Origin of the sequence: Nocardia concava NBRC 100430 (assembly GCF_000308815.1) — a bacterium.
GTDB classification, from domain to species: domain Bacteria; phylum Actinomycetota; class Actinomycetes; order Mycobacteriales; family Mycobacteriaceae; genus Nocardia; species Nocardia concava.
Genome location: NZ_BAFX01000065.1, coordinates 1 through 19807, shown reverse-complemented (window position 1 = coordinate 19807; position 19807 = coordinate 1). Strand labels below are relative to the sequence as shown.

19 protein-coding genes are annotated in these 19807 nt (G+C 68.4%); 6 read left to right on the top strand and 13 right to left on the bottom strand.

Features of this window, described 5'->3' with window-relative positions; translation table 11 throughout:
• The first annotated feature begins 94 nt into the window (after positions 1 to 94).
• Complete coding sequence (locus ON43_RS13455; protein WP_040807446.1) at positions 95 to 976, top strand: AraC family transcriptional regulator; 882 nt, start codon at positions 95 to 97, stop codon at positions 974 to 976.
• On the opposite strand, the gene ON43_RS13450 is transcribed toward ON43_RS13455, so the two are convergent.
• Positions 973 to 1893 carry an NADP-dependent oxidoreductase gene (locus ON43_RS13450; protein ID WP_040807445.1) on the bottom strand — a complete coding sequence of 307 codons (921 nt, stop codon included), beginning with the start codon at positions 1891 to 1893 and terminating at the stop codon, positions 973 to 975. The genes ON43_RS13455 and ON43_RS13450 overlap by 4 nt on opposite strands.
• 277 nt (positions 1894 to 2170) lie before the next feature.
• On the opposite strand from ON43_RS13450, the gene ON43_RS13445 reads away from it, so the two are divergent.
• Positions 2171 to 2581, top strand: a complete 411-nt coding sequence (locus tag ON43_RS13445; protein ID WP_040807444.1) for a winged helix-turn-helix transcriptional regulator — start codon at positions 2171 to 2173, stop codon at positions 2579 to 2581.
• Positions 2582 to 2603: 22 nt separating this feature from the next.
• On the top strand, positions 2604 to 3440 hold the full coding sequence (locus ON43_RS13440) for an LLM class F420-dependent oxidoreductase (RefSeq protein ID WP_040807536.1): 837 nt from the start codon (positions 2604 to 2606) through the stop codon (positions 3438 to 3440).
• A 7-nt stretch (positions 3441 to 3447) separates the two neighbouring features.
• Here ON43_RS13440 and ON43_RS13435 read toward each other — a convergent pair whose 3' ends face one another.
• The gene (locus ON43_RS13435; protein WP_245568573.1) at positions 3448 to 4020 is read right to left on the bottom strand and encodes a YdeI/OmpD-associated family protein; all 573 of its coding nucleotides are present in this window, start codon (positions 4018 to 4020) and stop codon (positions 3448 to 3450) included.
• A gap of 104 nt (positions 4021 to 4124) precedes the next feature.
• Here ON43_RS13435 and ON43_RS13430 point away from each other — a divergent pair, with 104 nt between their 5' ends.
• Entirely contained in the window at positions 4125 to 5363 is a 1239-nt protein-coding gene (locus tag ON43_RS13430; RefSeq protein WP_040807442.1) for a serine hydrolase domain-containing protein, read from the top strand.
• Between the two features lie 36 nt (positions 5364 to 5399).
• Here ON43_RS13430 and ON43_RS13425 read toward each other — a convergent pair whose 3' ends face one another.
• The 9 genes from ON43_RS13425 to ON43_RS13385 all read right to left on the bottom strand — a co-directional run bounded on the left by ON43_RS13425 (position 5400) and on the right by ON43_RS13385 (position 15151).
• Positions 5400 to 6572, bottom strand: a complete 1173-nt coding sequence (locus tag ON43_RS13425) for a thiolase family protein (protein WP_040807440.1) — start codon at positions 6570 to 6572, stop codon at positions 5400 to 5402.
• A gap of 28 nt (positions 6573 to 6600) precedes the next feature.
• Positions 6601 to 7701: an isochorismate synthase gene (locus ON43_RS13420; protein ID WP_051178382.1), complete on the bottom strand. Its 1101-nt coding sequence runs from the start codon at positions 7699 to 7701 to the stop codon at positions 6601 to 6603.
• On the bottom strand, positions 7698 to 8858 hold the full coding sequence (locus ON43_RS13415; protein ID WP_083913392.1) for an AMP-binding protein: 1161 nt from the start codon (positions 8856 to 8858) through the stop codon (positions 7698 to 7700). Before ON43_RS13415 ends, ON43_RS13420 begins: the two co-directional genes overlap by 4 nt.
• On the bottom strand, positions 8858 to 10591 hold the full coding sequence (gene menD / locus ON43_RS13410) for a 2-succinyl-5-enolpyruvyl-6-hydroxy-3-cyclohexene-1-carboxylic-acid synthase (RefSeq protein WP_083913396.1): 1734 nt from the start codon (positions 10589 to 10591) through the stop codon (positions 8858 to 8860). The genes ON43_RS13415 and menD overlap by 1 nt, the downstream gene beginning before the upstream one ends.
• Positions 10592 to 11110: 519 nt before the next feature.
• A complete protein-coding gene (locus tag ON43_RS13405) occupies positions 11111 to 12175 on the bottom strand; it encodes a DNA polymerase domain-containing protein (RefSeq protein ID WP_040807437.1) in 1065 nt (354 codons plus the stop codon).
• A complete protein-coding gene (locus ON43_RS13400; RefSeq protein WP_218003255.1) occupies positions 12172 to 13272 on the bottom strand; it encodes an ATP-dependent DNA ligase in 1101 nt (366 codons plus the stop codon). Before ON43_RS13400 ends, ON43_RS13405 begins: the two co-directional genes overlap by 4 nt.
• 51 nt (positions 13273 to 13323) lie before the next feature.
• Positions 13324 to 13725 (bottom strand): cold-shock protein, encoded by a 402-nt coding sequence (locus ON43_RS13395; RefSeq protein WP_040807435.1) that lies wholly within the window; start codon positions 13723 to 13725, stop codon positions 13324 to 13326.
• 45 nt (positions 13726 to 13770) lie between these two features.
• Positions 13771 to 14874, bottom strand: coding sequence for an SPFH domain-containing protein (locus ON43_RS13390; RefSeq protein WP_040807434.1), 1104 nt, complete (start codon positions 14872 to 14874; stop codon positions 13771 to 13773).
• Positions 14875 to 14929: 55 nt separating this feature from the next.
• On the bottom strand, positions 14930 to 15151 hold the full coding sequence (locus tag ON43_RS13385) for an NfeD C-terminal domain-containing protein (protein ID WP_040807433.1): 222 nt from the start codon (positions 15149 to 15151) through the stop codon (positions 14930 to 14932).
• Between the two features lie 236 nt (positions 15152 to 15387).
• On the opposite strand from ON43_RS13385, the gene ON43_RS13380 reads away from it, so the two are divergent.
• Positions 15388 to 16971, top strand: coding sequence for a DHA2 family efflux MFS transporter permease subunit (locus ON43_RS13380; RefSeq protein ID WP_040807529.1), 1584 nt, complete (start codon positions 15388 to 15390; stop codon positions 16969 to 16971).
• A gap of 93 nt (positions 16972 to 17064) precedes the next feature.
• On the opposite strand, the gene mraY is transcribed toward ON43_RS13380, so the two are convergent.
• The gene (mraY, locus tag ON43_RS13375) at positions 17065 to 18153 is read right to left on the bottom strand and encodes a phospho-N-acetylmuramoyl-pentapeptide-transferase (RefSeq protein ID WP_040807430.1); all 1089 of its coding nucleotides are present in this window, start codon (positions 18151 to 18153) and stop codon (positions 17065 to 17067) included.
• A gap of 80 nt (positions 18154 to 18233) precedes the next feature.
• On the opposite strand from mraY, the gene ON43_RS13370 reads away from it, so the two are divergent.
• Positions 18234 to 19073, top strand: a complete 840-nt coding sequence (locus ON43_RS13370; RefSeq protein WP_040807429.1) for a helix-turn-helix transcriptional regulator — start codon at positions 18234 to 18236, stop codon at positions 19071 to 19073.
• A 6-nt stretch (positions 19074 to 19079) separates the two neighbouring features.
• Here the strand turns inward: ON43_RS13370 and ON43_RS13365 are convergent, their stop codons facing one another.
• The gene (locus ON43_RS13365) at positions 19080 to 19691 is read right to left on the bottom strand and encodes a TetR/AcrR family transcriptional regulator (RefSeq protein ID WP_040807428.1); all 612 of its coding nucleotides are present in this window, start codon (positions 19689 to 19691) and stop codon (positions 19080 to 19082) included.
• Positions 19692 to 19807: the final 116 nt, after the last annotated feature.

The window sequence follows — 19807 nt, the reverse complement described above, 5'->3', positions numbered from 1 at the left end:
CGCTATGGCCGCTGATCCGGACGATCCATGCTCGATAATCCGGATCCGATGTCCGATCGTCCGAGCCGATGACCGCCGCCGGTACGGTGAGAGGGTGGACATTCTCAGCGACGCGGTCGCCGCGATGCGCACCGGCACCCCGCATTCCAGCCGCACCGTGATGCGCGGGCACTGGTACACGCATTTCCCGGCCCAAGGCAACAGCGCGGGATTCCATGTGGTGCTACAAGGTTCGTGCTGGCTGCTGCCCGACGACGGCGACCCGGTACACCTGCAGGTCGGAGACGTGGCGTTCCTGCCGCGCAGCCGCGGGCACGCGATCGCCGACAGCCGCGACGGCGAGCGGGCCGCCGGGGAAACCGGTGGCGACACCGGACCGGAGACCGTATTGCTGTGCGGCGCATACGCTCTCGACGATTCCCGTGAGCACCCCGCCGTCGGTGAGCTGCCCGATGTCGTGCACCTGCCCGCCCGCGTCGGCCACTACAGTCCGCTGCGCGCCGCGATCGATCTGCTCGGCCACGAAATCGACACCCGCGAAGGCTCCGGCGCCCTCGCGCCCCTGCTCGAGGTGCTGCTGTTGTTCATGCTGCGCGCCTGGCACGAGGCGCATCCCGCCGACCCCGGATGGGTTGCCGCACTCCGAGATCCCGACATCTACGCCGCGCTGGCCGCCATTCACTCCGAACCGGGCGCGCCGTGGACGGTGCAGTCGCTGGCCGCCCGCGCGGGCTTGTCACGGTCGGTGTTCGCGCAACGCTTCACCGCCACCCTGGGCACCGGTCCGCTGACCTATCTGACCTGGTGGCGCATGACGTGCGCGGCGAAACTGCTGCGCGAGACCGATGTACTGCTGCGGGTGATCGCCGAAAAGTCCGGGTACACCTCCGAATACGCGTTCGCCAAGGCGTTCAAACGCGAATTCGGGGTGGCACCCGGACGATTCCGCGCCCAAGGGCGTCCCGAGGCCGCCTAGGGCAGCAGTACCAGCCGACCGCGCACGCCGCCCTTCTCGAAACGGGCGTGCGCCTCGGCGGCCTGGGCCAGGGGATAGGTCTCGGCGACTCGCAGGGTCAGCGTGCCCGCCTCGACCAGATTCACCAGTTCGGCCAGACGGCGGCCGTCGGGGGCCTGCTGCACGGTGGTCACGGTGATATCGCGCTCGGCGGTCGGGGCGAGCGGCGGCAGCAGCGCCACGAACGCACCGCCGTCGCGCACCACCGGCAGCAGCGGCGCACCGATCAGCGCCGCGTCGATGACCGCATCGACACTGCCCGCGCCCAGCCGCTGCGCCAGATCGTCACCGCGCGCGGCGAATTCGCTCGCACCCAGACCGCGCACCAGATCCTCGTCACCGGCCCCGGCGACCGCGATCACCCTCGCGCCCAGGCTGGTGGCCAGCTGCACGGCGTAACCGCCGACACCACCGGCCGCACCGGTGACCAGCACCGTCCTACCCGCGGCCGCCCCGGCGTACGAGACCGCCAGATCGGCGGTGATCGCGTTGAGCGGCAAGGTCGACGCCGCGGTGAGATCGACATCGGTCGGCGCGGCCGCGACCAGATCGGCCGCGATCACCAGGTAGTCGGTGTAGCTGCCGGCGAAAGTGGCCAGCCACGGGATCAGCCCGACGACCGGCTGCCCGATCTGCGTGCCCTCGACCCCCGCGCCCACCGCCTCGATGCGTCCGGCGAACTCGACCCCGGGCACCCAGTACTCCCGTGCGGGCAACAGTGCCGCGAACGCTCCGGCCCGCGCCCCGATATCGACCGGATTGACCGGCGCCGCAGCGATTTTCACCAGCACCTCACCCGGGCCGGGCGTCGGGGTGGGCGTGTCGATGACCTCGAGGACCTCCGGCCCGCCGAAACGGGAAAAGGCAACAGCAACCATGGAAATGCTCCTGAGACTGCGAAGGAATGAAGGTCCACCGGTGGAACGCCGCCGCCTCGACGAATCGGTCGGTGCGGAGCGTGGTCCCACCGTAAGTCGAGCCCGGCGGCCACGGCCAGTAGGCACCTGAAAGTACCCAGGTCACTCCAGGGAGTGCAGGCGCGGCAAGCATTGGGCGCATCGGGAATCCGAGAGTGGACGCCGCGAATCGGGGGCGGGAATGAATTCGGCGCGGCAAACGGGAATGCCCGCCCGCGCCCGCATCGCTGTAGTCAGGGTGACGACCACCACCGCCGCGCAACGCCGGGAACAGGCCAAGGTCGACTACAACGCCTTCCTGGCCGCCTGCCCCACCAACAAGCTCCTCGACACCCTCAGTGACAAATGGGTGTGCCTGATCCTGGCCGCCCTCGCCGACGGGCCCTGCCGCTACGGCGAGCTCGGCGCCACCGTGGCCGCGGTCAGCAACAAGATGCTCACCCAGACCCTGCGCACCCTCGAACGCGACGGGCTGGTGGCGCGGGAGGTGACCGCGCAAGTGCCGGTGCGCGTGGACTATTCGCTCACCCCGCTCGGGGAGAGCCTGCTGCCGATCCTGTCCCAGCTCAAGGACTGGGCCGAAGGGCACATGGACGACGTGTTGCTCGCCCGCGCCGAATTCGATCATCACGGCGGGAATGCCGGGTGATCGCGCCATGTTGCGAGCCGATATGGCATTCGACAACTTGGGACCATTCGGTGTGTGGCAGCCGTATCCGCTGAGCAGCCCCGAATCGGCGCGTGAACTGGAAGAACTCGGGTACGGCACGATCTGGCTGGGCAGTTCCCCGCCCGCCGACTGGGACGGCTACGAGGGTTTGCTCGCGGCCACCGAATCACTGGTCGTCGCCACCAGCATCGTCAACGTGTGGGCCTCGGCGGCCGAGGCGGCCGCGGAGACCTATCTACGGCTCGAGGAGAAGTTCCCGGGCCGATTCCTGCTCGGGGTCGGTGTCGGGCACCGCGAGCACACCGGCACCTACGCCAAACCCTATGACGCGCTGGTCGAATACCTCGACGTGCTCGACGCGCGCGGCGTCCCGCAGCACGGGCGGGCGCTGGCCGCGCTCGGACCGCGCGTGGCCCGGCTGGCCCGCGACCGCACCGCCGGGGCGCTGCCGTACCTGACCGTGCCCGAGCACACCGCCGAACTGCGCGGCATCCTCGGACCCGACGCTCTGCTGGCCGTCGAACACAAGGTGGTCCTCGACACCGATCCCGACCGTGCCCGCGGCGTGGGCCGCGAACGCGCGGGCTTCTACCTGGGCCTGAGCAACTACGTGAACAACCTGCGCCGCTTCGATTTCGACGAGGCCGACCTCGCGGCCCCCGGCAGCGACCGCTACGTCGACGCGGTCGTCGCCCACGGTGACGCGGCCGCGATCGGCGACCGGCTCGCCGAGCACGCGCGCGCCGGAGCCGATCACGTCGCGGTGCAGGTGCTCGGCGACGACCCCCTCGCGACCCTGCGCGCCCTCGCGCCGGTACTGGCCGAACGCCTGAAGTAGGCCTGTTTCAGGCGGATTCGAGGCTCTCGAGTGCTTTCTGGAGGCGGGAAGCCCGGATTTTCGGGCTTCTCGCCTTGTATAGCTCGAGCACGAGCAGGTACTGACCCGTCCGATCCAGCGCCTGATAGGCCGCGGAGGCGGCGGGCCGGTTCTCCAGCGCGAGCGCCAGATCCGGCGGGATCGTGAAATTCGCCTGCGACGGGTAGGCCGCCGCCCAGCGGCCATCCGCCTGCGCCGCGGCCACCTCGGCCAGCCCTGGCGCGTGCATGCGACCGGCGGCGGTGAGCGCTTCGACCTTGTCGATATTGACCTGCGACCAGTAGCTGCGCGGGCGGCGCGGCACATACTTCTGCAGATAGTGATCGGCGTCGAAACCCTTGCGCTGCCCCGAGATCCAGCCCCAGCACAACCCCACATCGACCGCCTCGTCCTCGGTCAACGACGCGATCCCCGACCCCTTCTTCGCCATCAGGATCCATACCCCTTCCGGGCGTGCGTGATTGGCCTGCAGCCAGGCGTCGAAGGCGTCCGCGTCGGCGAAGGGCACCGCATCCATATCGATCACTGTGGCAGAGGGCACCGACATTTCCGACGGCAGCACCGGCATTCCGAACAGACACCGCCACCGAAAATTGTCCCAGACACACCTTGTCCGTGACATAGTGTCGCGGCTACCGTGAATCGATGACGACCTCCAGCTCCACCGCCGCAGCCGGACTACCCGCCGGAGTCAGCGGCACCGCCGACCCCCGATTCGCCTCCGCCGTACGAACTTTCGCCCGCGTCTTCGCCGGGCGCCGCGGCAATGGCGGCGCGCTGGCGGTCTACCAGCACGGCGAACCCGTCGTCGACATCTGGGCCGGATCCGCCGACGCCCACGGCACACCCTGGACCGCCGACACCGGCGCCATGATCTACTCCGCCTCCAAAGGTGTCTCGGCCACTGTCCTGCACCGCCTGGCCGACCGCGGCCTGCTCGACTATTCCGCCCCCGTCGCGCACTACTGGCCCGAATTCGGCGCGCACGGCAAGGCCGCCATCACCGTCGCCGAAATGCTCAGCCACCGCGCCGGACTCTCCGCCCTGCCCGCCACCACCCCCGCCGAGGTCCTCGACCACGAACTCATGGAATCGCGCCTGGCCGCCGCGAAACCCGATCACCTGCTGGGCAAACCGATCTACCACGCCCTCACCATCGGCTGGCTCATGACCGGCCTGGCCCGCGCCCTCACCGGCCACGACATGGCCCACCTCTACCGCACCGAGATCGCCGACCCCCTCGGCGTCGACGGCATCCACCTGGGCACCCCACCCGCGGGCGCCCGCACCACCGCCGCAGACCTCGTCGGCTCGGTCAAAACCCTTGCCGAACGCAACATCCCGGCCCCCGTCGCCACCGCGGTCCCACGCCTGCCCCGAGTTCTGCGCTCCCCGCTCTCCTCCATCTACGTCCCCGGCCTGGAATCCATCTTCCGCGGCGACCACCCCGCCATCCTGGCCACCGCCCTGCCCGCTGGCAACGCCGTCTGCACCGCGCGCGGCCTGGCGAAGATGTACAGCGCCTTGGCGTGCGACGGCTACATCGACGGCCACGCCTACCTGTCCGCCAAAACCGTCCGCGAACTCGAACGCATCCGCACCTACCAACTCGACCACGCCCTCCTGATCCCCTTCTGGCACTTGGGCTACCACAGCCTCCCCGCCGCCCGAGCCCCCCGAGGCTACGGCCACATGGGCGCCTTCGGCTCCACCGGCTGGACCGACCCAGCCTCCGGCCTGTCGGTCGGCTTCGTCCACAACCGCATGTCCCTGGCCTGGAGCGCGATCGACCAAACCTTCGCCGTACCGCTGCTGCACCTCATCGTGCGCGCCGCCCGCCTGCCCGCCGCCCAACTCGAACAGCGCGCCGCAGGGGCCGCCTGACATCGGAATCGCCCGCGCCGCAACGGCACTCGCCGCTCAGAGGGCTTCGAGGATCATGGCGTTGGCTTGGCCGCCGGATTCGCACATGGTTTGCAGGCCGTAGCGGGCGCCTCGGGCGTGCAGGGCGTGGACGAGGGTGGCGGTGAGGCGGACGCCGCTGGCACCCAACGGGTGGCCCAGGGAGATGGCGCCGCCGTGGACGTTCACGCGGGACAGGTCGGCGCCGGTTTCCTTGGCCCAGGCCAGGATTACGCTGGCGTAGGCCTCGTTGATCTCGATGAGGTCGATATCGGCGAGGCGCAGGCCGGTTTGGCGCAGGACCTTCTCGGTGGCGGGGATGACCGCGGTCAACATCAGGTAGGGGTCGTCGCCGACGGCGATGTGGCTGCGGATGCGGGCCAGCGGGGTCAGGCCGAGGCGTTCGGCGTGGTCGCTGGTGGTGACCAGGACCGCGGCGGAGCCGTCGCCGAGCTGGCTGGCGTTGCCGGCGGTGATGTGCCAGGGGATTTCGGGGAAGCGGGCGGCGAGGGCCTGGTTGTAGAAGGAGGACTTCAATGCGCCCAAGCCGGCGGCGCTGGCGTCGTAGCGGATGGTCTCGTCGAAGCCCAGACCGTTGATAGCGGCGGTGAGCTCGGCGTCGAACAGGCCGTCCTTGGTGGCCGCCGCGGCGCGCCGATGGCTCTCCAGAGCGTAGTCGTCGAGCTGGGTACGGCTGAAACCCCAACGGGTGGTAATGAGTTCGGCGCTGACGCCCTGCCACGGCACCCCCTGCGGATAACGCTCCAGGAACGCCGACCCGGTCAGGTTGTCGGCGTCGAGCAGGCTGGTGCCCATCGGGATACGGCTCACCGACTCGACACCGGTGGCCACCACCAGATCACAGTCCCCGGCGATGACCGCGTGCGCGGCGAAACGCAAAGCCTGCTGGCTGGCGCTGCACTGGCGGTCGATGGTGCTGGCGGGCACCGACTCCGGGAATCCGGCCGCCAGCGACGCCCGCCGGGTGACATTGGTGGCCTGCTCACCGACCTGACTGACCACCCCGCCGATGACCTCGTCGATGAGCGCCGGATCGATCCCGGCCTGCTCGACCACCGCGCGCAGGCTGTGCGCCATCAGATCCACCGGATGCACCCCGTCCAGCGCGCCACCGGGTTTGCCCCGGCCGATCGGCGTGCGCACCGCCGCGACGATTACCGCGTCCCGCATGATCCCGAACCCTCGACAATCACGGTGTTCACGCCGGAATCCCCAGCACCCGGCGCATGGTGGCCAGCTTGGCGGAAGTCTCGGCGAACTCGACGTCGATACGGCTGCGCGAGACCACCCCGCCACCGGCCCGCAACGTCAGATGCCCACGGTGGGAATCGAGTTCGAGCCCGCGCAACGCCATATGGAACTCGCAGTCCCCGTCACTGTCGACCCACCCCACCAGGCCGCCGTAATACTCGCGCGCCGACTCGTACCCGGCGATCATGGCCCGCGCCTGCACCTGGGGGACACCACACACCGCGGGGGAGGGATGCAGCGCCGCCACCAGCTCGGCCACCGGGGTGTCGGGATCGGTCAGGCGCGCGGTGATGGGAGTTCCCAAGTGCCACAACCCCGGAGCGCTCACCAGCACCGGCTCCTGCGGGCAGTCCAGCTCCGGGCAGAACGGCGCCAAACCCTTCACCATGAAATCCACCAGATGCCGATGCTCGGCCAGATACTTCTCATCGAACAACACCGCGCGGGCGCGCTGCTTGTCCTCGGATTCGGGCAGCCGGGTATCGCGCACAATCGTGCCCGCCAACGGCGTCATCGTGACCGTGTGACCGGTCTTGCGCAGGAACAACTCCGGGCTCGCGCCCAAGGTGTACACGCCCGGATGCTCGAGATGCTCGACGAAATAGCTCTGCGCGTTCGGATACAGGCTCGCGATGCGCGCGAACATCCGCAGCGGATCCACGACCCCGTCGTAGAAGTAGCGTTCGGCGCGCGCCACGACGATCTTCTCGAGCTCGGAATCCGGCGACCGCAACAACTCGAGCGCATCCTCGATCAACCGCAGATAGTCCGCGATCGACGCATCGTTGAACGCGATATCGGCCCGGAAATCCGCGCGCGCCCCGCTCTCGCCCCGCGATTCGAGCCGATCGGTATTGCGCCAGCCCAGATACAGCGACGCACTCGCGGCCTCGTCGTCGAAGGGGATCGAGCCCGCGACCAGATTGCCGTAATCTGCCGCGCGCACCGCCGCCTCGGCCTCGGCCAGATTGTGATAGCAGATCAGCGGGCCGTCCAACCCGACCGGGCCGCTGCCGCCGCTGAGGCGGAATCGTGTGGGTTCACTCATAGTTCTGCTCCGATTCCGGTTCCTGCCAACAACTCCCGCACCGTGCGGCGGTCGATCTTCGAATTGGGCAGCAGCGGCAGCGCACTGCCCACCAGCACCCGCTTGGGCACCGCCGCCCGCCCGAGCCGCGCCCGCACCGCCTCACGCAGCACCGCCACCTCCGGCATGCCGTGCGGTGCAACGACATACGCGCCGATGGCCTCGCCCCACTCGCGGTCGGGCAGACCCATCACCACCGCGGCCTGCACACCCGCCACCTCGGTCAGCGCCTGTTCGACCGCCACCGCCGAGACCTTGACCCCGCCGGTGTTGATCAGATCGTCGATCCGCCCGGTCGGCACCAGCAGCCCATCGGCCCACCGTCCGCGATCGGCCGTGCGATACCAGCGCGTGTCAGCCTCGCGGTAGAACGGCTGCTCGGCCGCGCCGAGGTAGCCGTCGGCGACCACGTCCCCGCCCAGATGGATGATGTCGTCGATGAGGCGCACCTGCACCCCGCGCAGCGGCCGCCCGTCGTACACGCAGCCCCCGCAGGTCTCGGTCATCCCGTAGGTGATCACCGCATCGGTCACCGCCCGCAGCCGCGCCCCGGTCTCCTCGTCCAGGCGCGCACCCCCGATCAGCACCTTGTCGAAACCGGCCAGCGCTTCCCGTGATTCGGGCTCGGCGAGCAGCCGCTGCACCTGCGTGGGTACCAGCGAGGTGTAGCGGCGACCGGCAGGCATGGCCCGCGCGGCCGCGGCGAACCCGGCCGGATCGAAACGACCCCCGGCCAGGCCCGAGACCCGGGTACCACCCAGCACCGCCCGCGAGATCACCTGGAACCCGGCCACGAAACCCGGCGGCAGGCACAACAGCCAGTCGCCCGCCCCGCCGAGGCGCTCCGCGCTCGCCTGCGCCGAGGCCAGCAACGCGTTGCGCGACAACAGGGTTCGCTTGGGCACACCACTGGATCCGGAGGTGGACAGCACCACCGCGGTCCCGGCGGGCACCGTAGGCGGCAGCGCGGCGGCCGCGCCCGGATCGGTGATCGGGGCGATCGCGTGCCCACCGCGGTGGACAGCGTCGATGGCGTGCTGCAGTGCGGCGACCGCGGTGTCGGGATCCTCGGGCACGAGCAGCGGCGTGAGCGGGATCGAAGTCGATGTGTGTGGCATCAGGAGTATTCGAGATTTCCGGACAGTTCAGGGGTGGGCAGCGCCAGCTCGACGGCCAGCTCCGGGACTGCGACCGCATCGAAGTCGGCCTCGGCACCGGTAGTGAAGGCCGCATCGGCGACCCGGCGCGTCTCGGCGTGGATATCGCGCAAACCCGCTCGCGCGACCGGGATTTCGAGCACCGCACGCCGCCGCGCCCGCCGAGCCCGCTCCAGCGCCGCAGCCAGCTCCTCGACCTCGACCCGCTGATGGGCGACCCCGTACCCGCCGCACAACTGCGCGATATCGATCTGCTGCGGTGTCCCGTAGATCCGTTCGAAGGTATCGCCGTAAGGCTCCTGCTTGTAGGTGGCGTGCCCCTGCTCGAGCAGCTCGAAGATCCCGCCGCCGGAGTCGTTGGACACCACGATGATCAGATTGTCGGGCACCTGCTCCAACTGCCCGGTCTGCAAACCCGACGCGTCATAGGCGAAGGTCAGATCACCCAGCAGCGCGACCACCGTCCGCTCCGGCGCCGAGAGCGCCGCACCCACCGCGGCACTGACATTGCCGTCGATCCCGGCGACACCGCGATTGGACAGCACCCGCACACCGGTGGGCACCCGGCCGGCCGTCGACACATCGCGGATCGGATTCGACGCCCCCACCCACAACAGGTCACCGGCGCGCAGCCCGCCCAGCACGGCATGGGCCACACCCATTCCCGTGCGCCGGCTCACCGGATCGGCCAGCGTGCGCGCCCAGGCCCGGCGCACCAGCGCATCGGTGAGTTCGAGCTCGCGCACCCACCCCGGCGACACCGCACCGGTGAAACCCGGATTCCGCGACAGCACGTCGATATCCGGTGCCGCATACACCCAATCGCCGCCCCCGGCGACGAGCACGGTGTTCACCTCCGGATGCGCCAGCAGCCGCCCCACATTGCGATGCAGGGTCGGACGCCCGTAGATCAGCACCTGTTCGGGCCGCACGTAATCGAGCACCCACGGGTGCAGTCGCACCCGCGCACCCACCTCCACCGTCGGCTCGGCCATGCACGGCAGATCCGCGGGCAGATCGGCCGGATCGGTGCCGTCCCCGGCGATGACCAGCGTCGAGCCGCGCAGATCGATGCGCGGGGAATCCGCGTGCTGCCCGCGCCGCGGATCGGGCATCCGGATCCACGGCGCCCCGTCGGGACGCCCACCCGGACAAGAGGATTCGGCCGCCGGCGGCATACCCGAGACCAGCGGCACATCGATCTGCACCGGACCGGGCCGACCCAGCAACTGCCCGGTCCCGATACCCAGCGCCCGGCAGATCTGCGAGCGCAGCACCCCGTTCTCCCGCGACCCCAGCACCTCGCCCGACCACAGTTGCTGCACGTGACGCACCTGCGCGCCCAGCAGCGTGGTCTGCTCCACCGTCTGCGAGGCACCGGTGCCCAGCACATCCGGCGGCCGGTTGGCGGTCACCAGAATCAACGGCAGATCCGCGTAGTTGGCCTCGGTGACCGCGGGCAGCAGATTCGACACCGCGGTACCCGAGGTGGTCACCACCGCGGCCGGCACCCCGCTGGCCTTGGTGATCCCCAGCGCCACGAACGCCGCCGACCGCTCGTCCAGGCGCACCTGCAGCCTGATCTGCCCGGCCCGCGCGCGCCGCACGAGTTCGAAACCCAGCGGCCCATTGCGCGAACCCGGGCAATAGACGACCCATTCCACGCCGTTGCGAATGAGTTCATCCACGACCACGGCGGAAATAGTCGATTGCACCGCACTGCCTGCGGCTGTATCGATACCGCTTCGGCCCGAAACGATCTCGGCATGCGAAAAAGCAGACCGGTTTGGAAAATTGTTCACAAAAACATCCCCGACGAAACTTCCCCGGTCCGAATTCGTTGTTGGTCATCCGACCGGCAACGTCACGGCGACACGTTATCGGCCGGACGTGGCGGTGTCAATTTGACCTCTGCCACCGAACGACATTGCAGTTCAGGCTGTTTCAGCGGCCTCGGCCTGCTCCGGGGGCGGTTGCGGGCGGCCAGGATACCCGCGGATCGAGGTTCTGGCTATGGCCAAGCTAACGGGTTCGTTTGGTGCGGTGAGCAAATCGAAAGCGAACTGACCGGTCTGTCTACATTCGCCGCGATGGCCTGACCAGCGGCTGTTAATTACGTGTTAAGAAACGATGTTCCACATCGGGTGCGGATTTGGTCCGGTGACACAAGATGTGCGAATATCCCGGTGTCGAAAACACCGGGAGCGCAACCACTATTCGGCGGAATCCTTACGAGCCTTCGAAGGCTGGACGCGTGAGGGCTCATTGGGCATCTTCGGATACACCGGCGGCCACGGCGCATCCATCAACCCCGCGGCCATGTCCTTGTCCGACATCTCGAGCAGCGGCGTGAGCGACTGTGGCGTGCGATCGGCCCACGGATCACCCAGCTCGGCCACCCGCGCGGGCACGGTGGCGATGGTCAGCTCATCGGGCACGATCGATTCCAGCGCCTCCCACGACACCGGCGTCGACACCTGCGCGCCCACCTTCGGCCGCACGCACCACGCCCCGAAAACCGTTTTGTGCGGGGCGTTCTGGTTGAAATCGACGAACACCCGCGACCCGCGTTCTTCCTTCCACCAGGCCGCAGTGATCTCCTGCGGATGGCGGCGCTCGAGCTCACGGGCCAGCGCCACCGCCGCGGCGCGCACCTGATAGCCGTCCCAGTGCGGTTGCAGCAGCGCGTACAAATGCAGACCGCGCGACCCCGAAGTCTTCACCCGCACATCGATACCCAGCTCCTCGCACAGCGCGCGCACCGCGAACGCCGCACGGCGCAGATCCTCGAAACCGATGCCGGGGGAGGGGTCCAGATCGATGCGCAGCTCATCGGTCACACCCGTGGGCGGCAGCACGTTCCCGGCCGCATCCAGCACCGGCGGAAACGTCGAGGCCGCCTCGGCACCCGCGTGGGTGGGCCACACGTGAAAACCCAAGCAGCCCAGATTGACCGCCCAGAGAATGTGGGCCATGTCCACCGCGACCAGCGCGTCACTGGTGGTCCCGTTGGGCGTGGACACCACCGTGGTCTGCAGCCAGTCCGGCGCCGACTTGGGCACCCGCTTCTGGAACCACGACTTGCCCGACGCCCCGTCCGGATACCGTTCGAGCAGCACCGGCCGCCCGCCGATGGTCCGCATGATCGGATCCGCCACGGCCAGGTAGTAATTCACCAGATCCAGCTTGGTCTCACCGCGCTTGGTGAAGTAGATCTTGCCCGGATTGCTGAGGGTGACCCGGTGCCCGGCCACCTCGAGCTCCAGCGATTCACTCACCGCGCGGTCCCTTTCGCCGCTCTGGCCTCGGCGAAGATATCGGCCAGCTCAGCCGGGGCGACCTCGTCGAGCTGGGCGTAGGTGCACGACTGCGGTGTGCGGTCGGTGCGGAAACGCACCAGCCGCCCGCCGTGGCGCAGCCGCCCGGCCATCACATGCTCGTAGCGGACCTCGGCGACCAGCTCGGGCCGCAACGCCTCCCACGACAAATCCTTGCCGCCGGTCCAGCGGCTCACCCCGCCGGGCATCTTGCCCTCGGCCTTGGCCTGGGCCGCGGCATCGGCCCACGAACGCCACGGATGATTCTCGAGTGCGTTGCGCCGCAACGGTTCCAGCTCGTCGACGAGCTCCTTGCGCCGGGCCGCGGTGAAACTCGACGCCACCCCGACATGATGCAGATTGCCCTCGTCGTCGAACAGCCCCAGCAGCAGCGACCCCACGCCCTGGCCGTCCTTGTGCCAACGGAATCCGGCGATCACACAGTCGGCGGTGCGCTCATGCTTGATCTTGAGCATCACCCGCTTGTCCTGCAGATAAGGCAGATCCGCCGCTTTCGCCATCACCCCGTCGAAACCCGCGCCCTCGAACCGGGTGAACCAGTCCGCCGCGACATCGGCCTCGGCGGTGATCGGGGTGAGGTGGGTGCGCGAAAACTGGCCGTCGAGAACGGTTTCCAGCAGGCGCCGCCGCTCGGCGAAGGGCCGCTCGGTCAGATCCTCATCACCCAGCGCGAGCAGATCGAAGCCCACGAAACTGGCCGGAGTCTCCACCGCCAGCTTGTTGACCCGCGAGGCCGCCGGATGCAGCCGCTGCTGCAGGGTGTCGAAGTCCAGGCCGTTCTCGGTGACGACCACGATCTCCCCGTCCACCACACACCGCGGCGGCAGCGCCTGACCCAGCAATTCCACCAGTTCGGGGAAGTACCGGGTCAGGGGCCGATCATTGCGCGAACCCAGTTCGATCTCGTCACCGTCACGGAAGACGATGCAGCGGAACCCGTCCCACTTGGGCTCGTACAGCAACCCCGGATCACGCGGCAGGTCGGAGACGGATTTGGCCAGCATCGGTTTGACCGGTGGCATGACGGGCAGTTGCACACGACCTCCTCGGTTCGCGGTGGACCCGCAACCGATCGTAATGCGAACCGGTCAGTTTTCGAGCCACCCGTGCTGATCGGCGAACGCGGTGAGCCGATCCCGGATCGTGATGATCTCCCCGGCCGTCAACTGCGGCGACGCGTCGAGCAGCAGCTCGGTGATCAACCGCCGATGCTCGGCCGCGCTCAACTGCCCCGACCCGCGCGCATGGTCGTTCTTCTTGTGCCGCGCCGCGGCCGGGGCGGTCTGCCCCGGCACCACCGCGAGGTTGATCGCCTTGGGCCCGCGATCACCCTCGGTCACATCGAATTCGAAAACCCGCCCCTGGCGCAGCTCGTCCTCGTCCAGCCCGATGTCGTTGACGTGCACGAACACGTCCGGCCCGCCGTCTTCCGGACGGATGAACCCGAAACCCCTGGAACTGTCGAACGACACCAATTTCCCGATGGACACCTAAACACCCGCTCCTCGTCGCCGCGTCCCTCTCAGACGGCCACTCTAGTCCGCAGGTTGATCATTGTTGGAAGAAAGTGCCTTTTGCAACGAATTGAAGACGGTCAGACCTTGGCCCACCATCCCGTTCACGATCTCCGACACCCCGTCCGGGCCGTTGAGCACCGTCAGATTCGCCTTCGACAGGCCCACCGAGGCCTGCTTGACGATCTCGGGCAACTGCTCGATCAGCAGCTGATCCAACGCGATCCGATTGTTCGACGCCGCCGCCTCGGCCTGGATCCGCGTGCGGTCGGCCTCGGCTTCGGCCAGGATGCGCACCCGTTCCGCTTCTGCCAGAGCGGGTTTGACGACCTCGGCCTGCAGCTGCTGCTCGCGCAGCTCGGCCTGCTTGCGCGCCTGCTCGGCCTGCGCGGTGAGCACCTCCTGCAGCGCGTTGGCCTGGGCGAGCGGACCCGCCTGTGCCGCTTCGGCATTGGCCTTGTCGATATCGCGCTGGTACTGCGCCTTCAAAATCGCGGTCTCGCGCTGGTATTCGGCCTGGCGGCGCTGGGACTCCTGCTCGGCCTGGGCGGCCAGCTGCGCGGCGGCGGCCTGGGCGATCGACGCGTCGCGCTGCACCGCGGCATTGTGCGGGGCGGCCAGGGCGGCGATGTAGCCGAGGTTGCCGTCGTCGATGTGCTGGATCTGGAACGAGTCCACCCACAGCCCGATATTGCTCATCTCCACCTTCGAGGCCACCAGCACCTCATCGGCCAGCTTCTGGCGCTCGCGGATGATCTCCTCCACCGTCATCGAGCCCACGATCGAGCGCAGATGCCCGGAGAAGATACGCCCGGTCAGCACGCTCATCTCCCGCTCCTGCTCGGACAGGAACCGTTGCGCCGCATTGACGATCGACTGCGTGTCATTGGCGACCTTGAACGCGATCACCGCCCGCACATCGAGCTGGATGGCCTGCTTGGTCACGCAGCGCTCGCCGATCTCGGCCTCGAACATGGCCAGCGACAGATACCGCACCTTGCGGAACATCGGGACCACGAACGCGCCGTGGCCGATGATCACCCGGAACGGGGCGTTGTCCTTACCGCCGCGGCCGCCTGAGACCAGCATCGCCTGGTCCGGGGCCGGAACGTGATATCCGAGCATCGATGTCTCCCTCGATTTGATGATGCGAAGAGATGAGCGGTGAGAGGTTCTTGATCTATCGATCGCCCGGAAGCGGTATCCACGCAACAACATCGACCACACGCCCCGGATGCACGGCCACGACCAGTACCGTGGTGCCGATGTCGAGGGGTTCCTCGGCGCGCGCGATGTAGAGCTCGGTTCCCCCTCGAATGGCGACCAGTACCTCACCGAGTGCGCCCGCGCCCCGGATCGGCGAGGTCAGCGTACCGGTCAAGCCCACAACGGGGTCGGTCATCGCGGGTGAACTCCTCGGGTGCAGCGCTGGAGAAACACAGACTACGCGCGGTCCGACGTCGTTGTGCCGCCGCGACATTGCGCAATGGTTGCTAGCGCTCGGTATGATCGACGGGTTCCGACTCCGAGGCGTTTCGCACTGTGAGGGAGGACTGTCATGAGCGCCGATCTCGTGCCGTATCGCGCCGACACCAAAATGTGCTGGTTTCGTCACCGACCGGCTGGCAGGCTGAAGCGGTGACCACCCCTCCGGATAGCACGGCGGTCGATCCCGCCGACGACAAACTGGACATCGGCGTCTTCAAGATCGCCGGTGTCGTGGTGCTCGGCGCCATCATGTCGATCCTCGACGTCACCGTCGTGACCGTCGCGATTCCCACCTTCCAGACCGCCTTCGACCGTCCGGTCTCCTACGCCGTCGCGGCGTGGACGATGACCGGATACACCCTCGCGCTGGCCACCGTCATCCCGCTGACGGGCTGGGCCGCCGACCGCTTCGGCACCAAACGCCTCTACATGATGGCGCTGACCTTCTTCGTCATCGGCTCGGTGCTGTGCTCGACCGCATGGAACATCGAGTCGCTCATCGCCTTCCGCGTCATCCAGGGCCTCGGCGGCGGCATGCTGATGCCCCTCGGTATGACGATCATGACCCACGCTGCGGGCCCGACCCGGATCGGGCGGGTCATGGCGGTGCTGGGCGTGCCGATGCTGCTGGGCCCGATCATGGGTCCGATCCTGGGCGGCTGGCTCATCGACGCCTTCAGCTGGCACTGGATCTTCCTGATCAACCTGCCCATCGGCATCATCGCGCTGATCCTGGCGTTCGTGGTGTTCCCGCGCGACAATCCCGAACCCTCGCAGACCTTCGACTTCGTCGGCATGCTGCTGGCCTCACCGGGTCTGGCCGCCTTCCTCTACGGTGTGTCCTCGATTCCCGGTGAGGGCACGGTGAAATCGGCCAAGGTGCTGATTCCGGCGGTCATCGGCCTGGGGTTGCTGATCGGGTTCGTGTTCCACGCGCTGCGCACCGAGCATCCGCTGATCGAGTTGCGGCTGTTCAAGAACAAGTCGCTGCGCTTCGCGGTGATGACCATGACGCTGTTCGCGATGGCGTTCTTCGGGTCCGGTCTGCTGTTGCCGTCGTATCTGCAGCAGGTGCGCGGGGAATCCACCCTCGCCGCCGGTCTGCTGATCGCGCCGCAGGGATTGGGCGCGATGCTGACCATGCCGATCGCGGGCCGGCTCGTCGACAAGATCGGGCCCGGCAAGATCGTGCTCACCGGCATCAGCGTCATGTCGATCTCGATGGCGTTCCTGACCCAGGTCAAGGCCGATACGCCGTATGTGCTGCTGTGCGGGGTGCTGTTCGTGATGGGCCTGGGCATGGGCTGCACCATGATGCCGACCATGACCGCGGCCATCCAGACGCTCACCCACGGTGAGGTCGCGCGCGGGTCGACGCTGATGAACATCGTCAACCAGACCGCCGGATCCATCGGCACCGCAACCATTTCCGTGGTGCTGACCACCCTGCTCAACCGGGGCACGACCCTCGGCGACAAGGGCATGCACCTGCCGCCGGGCGCACCGGATCCCACGCTGGCCAACGCGGCCATCGGGTCACGGCACAGCGAGCAGCTCGCGCAGCTGCCGCGCACGCTGCTCGACGAGGGATTCGACCTGGCCGCACGCGCTTTCGGGCACACCTTCGTGGTGGCGTTGTGCCTGCTGGTGGCCACACTGATCCCGGCATTCTTCCTGCCGCGCACCAAACCGGCCGCGCCCGCACCGGTCGACGCACCCGCCGTCGTGCACTGAACAGAGAGATGATGCACCGCGTGTCGTGATGCATCGGGTGAAAACTCGTGTGGCCCATCCGGAATCTCGATTCCGGGTGGGCCACACCGCGTTTCAGGGCAGTTGCGCGCCGGTGGTGGTGAGGTGCTCGCCGTAGAAGGCGATCAGACCGGTCGCCGAGGCGATCGCGGCCAGCAGCCAGAACCGGATGATGACGGTGGTCTCCGGCCAGCCGGTGAGCTCGAAATGGTGATGGAACGGCGCCATTTTGAACAATCGGGTGCGGGTGGTGCGGAACATGACGATCTGCAGCGCCACCGACAGGATCTCGGCCACGAACAGCGCGCCCACCGCGACCATCAGCAGCTCGGTGCGGCTGGTGATCGACAGCCCCGCCAGCAGCCCGCCCAACGCCAGCGCGCCGGTGTCGCCCATGAAGATCTTCGCCGGAGCCGCGTTCCACCACAGGAATCCGACACACGCCGTCGCCCCGGCCGCGCACACGATCGACAGATCCAGGGGATCGCGCACGGTGTAGCAGCCCGGCACCGCGCGGCTGGCGCAGGAATGCGTGAACTGCCAGAACGTGATCAGCACATAGGAACCCAGCGTCAAACCCATGGAGCCCGCGGCCAATCCGTCCAGGCCGTCGGTGATGTTGACCGCGTTGGACCAGGCCACCACCAGCAGGCACGCCGCCAGCAGGAACCCGGTCATACCCAGGGACACCGTGGTGATGTCACGCACGATCGACACGTGGCGGCTGCCCGGCGTCAGCCCGCCGCCACCGCGGAAATGCAGGGCCAGCACCCCGAAGATGACCGCGGCGCCGAGCTGTCCGACATACTTGCCCGACGCGGTCAGCCCGAGACTGCGCTGCTTGGACAGCTTGATGTAATCGTCGAGGAACCCGACCCCGCCCAGCGCGGTGGCCAGGCACAGCACCAATATTCCCGAGGCGCTGGGGCCGGGCTCGCCGTAATGCATGCCCACCAGGTGCGCGCCCAGGTAGCCGGCCCACATGCCGATCAGGATCGCGATGCCGCCCATGGTGGGGGTGCCGCGCTTGGCCAGGTGGCTCTGGGGTCCGTCCCCGCGGATCTGCTGACCCAGTTGCCGGCGCGTGAACAGCCGAATCAGCAACGGCGTCACCGTGATCGACACCGCCAGCGCGACCATCGCCGCCACCAGGATCTGCCGCATCCGCCCCCCTCGAGACCAATTCGGTCACATGCTAACCGGGCGTGGGACGGCAGGGGCGGGTGTGATTGTTAGCGTGAGGTATGGATCAGGCACGCGGACGGCGGGAATTGCTGCGCGAATTCCTGCGCGGCAGACGCGCCCGCATCACCCCCGACCAGGTCGGACTTCCCGTCGCCGGGCGGCGCCGCACCCCGGGGTTACGGCGCGAGGAGGTCGCCGTTCTCGCCGGGGTCGGTGTGAGCTGGTACACCTGGCTCGAACAGGGGCGCGAGATCACCGTCTCCACCGAGGTATTGGACGCCATCGCCGCCGCGCTGCTGCTCACCGGGCCCGAACGCGCCCACCTGTATGTGCTGGCCGGACTCAACGCACCCTGCCACGGGGTCGACAGCGGGCCCGACGTCACTCCCGAACTGCGAAACCTCCTCGACGCGTGGGGAACCCGCCCCGCCGTGCTGCGTGACCGCTACTGGAACGTCCTCGCCTTCAACGACACCGCCCGCGCCGTCTTCGGTTACGAGGGCACCGGCCACAACTGCCTGATCACCTACTTCACCAGCCCCCGCTACCTCGCGATGCGTGAGGTCTGGTCCGAGGCCGCCCCCGCGGTGGTCGCCGCCTACCGCGCCGACACCGCGCCCTGCCCCGGTGACCCCGGCTTCGAGTCCGTCATCACCGAACTGCGTTCCCGCAGTCCGCAATTCGCCGAACTGTGGTCGCGTCACGACGTCGGCCCCGCCCGTCAGGCCGTCAACGCCCTGCAGCATCCGGAGGTCGGCGACCTCTACTTCGATGCCACCACCCTCACCGTCGCCGACCACCCCGACCGTCACCTGGTCCTCTACAACCCGCATCCCGGTCACGACACCATCGAACGCCTCGCCCGCCTGCAGCACCTGCGCCTGGCCGCGCCCGCCTGAGCCGGGTCAGTGACCGGTCGAGTCGGGTGCGAGGGCATCGACGACCAGCTCCAGGGCGCGGCGGTATCCGGCGATGTCGAGCTCGGGTTCCCAGGCCTGCTGCAGGATGAAGCCCTGGATCAAGGCCAGGCACAGCCGGGTGATCGACTCGGCGTCGGCGCGGGTGGTGATCGCTCCACCGGCCTGCCCGGCGCGGATCGAGTCCAGAGCCAGTGCGCGCTGGCCGATTCCATCCTGCACGGTGGGCCGCAATTTGGTGTTGACCAGCGATTCCGCCCACACCAGCACACTGACTCGGCGACGGCGTTGTTCGGCGGGCTCGGCGAGCCAGGTGAAATAGGAGTCCAGGAATTCCCGCAACGCGGTATGCGGGTCGGTGCCCGACACCGCGGTCTCGATCAGCTCGCGCTCGTGGCGGTGGCGTTGCTCGGCGACGGCCTCGATGATGGCTTCCTTGCTGGGATACCAGCAGTACACCGCGCCCGGGCTCAGCCCCGAGCGTCGGCAGATGTCCTGCATGGTGGTCGCGTGCAGGCCGCGTTCGGCGAAGCAGTCCAATGCCGCGTCGATGATCCGGTGCCGGCGTTGCTGTTCGGTGGCGGGGGTCAGGCGGGGCATGCGATGCGGGCCAGGGCAATCCGGTAGAGCTCCGAGCCGCGGTCGGTGCGCCCGCGCGGCGGGAAGTAGCGTCGTCCCGCCGCGGCGGTCGATTCCTCCCACACCAGCTCGTATCC